Source organism: Mycobacterium gordonae, from assembly GCF_001417955.2.
GTDB classification, from domain to species: Bacteria; Actinomycetota; Actinomycetes; order Mycobacteriales; family Mycobacteriaceae; genus Mycobacterium; species Mycobacterium gordonae_B.
The window spans coordinates 1-347 of sequence record NZ_LKTM01000278.1; the positions used below are offsets into that span (position 1 = coordinate 1).

Genomic DNA, 347 nt, shown 5'->3' on the forward strand with positions numbered 1-347 from the left:
GTATCGGTAGCGCCCGAAATGGTGGCGGCAGCGGCCGCGGATGTGCAGAGCATCGGAACCACACTGAGTACCGCCAGCGCGGCGGCAGCAGCCCCGACGGTCGGCATAGTGGCGGCCGGGGCCGACGAGGTGTCGGCGGCCATCGCCACCCTGTTCTCCGGCCACGCGCAGGTCTATCAGGCGCTCAGCGCCGAGGCCGAGTTGTTCCACCAGCAATTCGTCCAACTGCTGAACGCCGGCGGCGCCATGTATGCGAGCGCGGAGGCTGCCAACCTCAACCCGCTGCAGAGCCTCCTCGATGGCATCAATGCCCCGGTCCAGGCCGCCACCGGTCGTCCGCTGATCGG

Annotated in this window: 1 protein-coding gene; it reads left to right on the forward strand. The window is 69.2% G+C overall.

Going from position 1 to position 347, the window contains the following annotated elements; translation table 11 throughout:
• The coding region (locus AO501_RS19285) for a PE family protein (protein WP_156452684.1) at positions 1 to 347 on the forward strand (347 nt) is incomplete at both ends.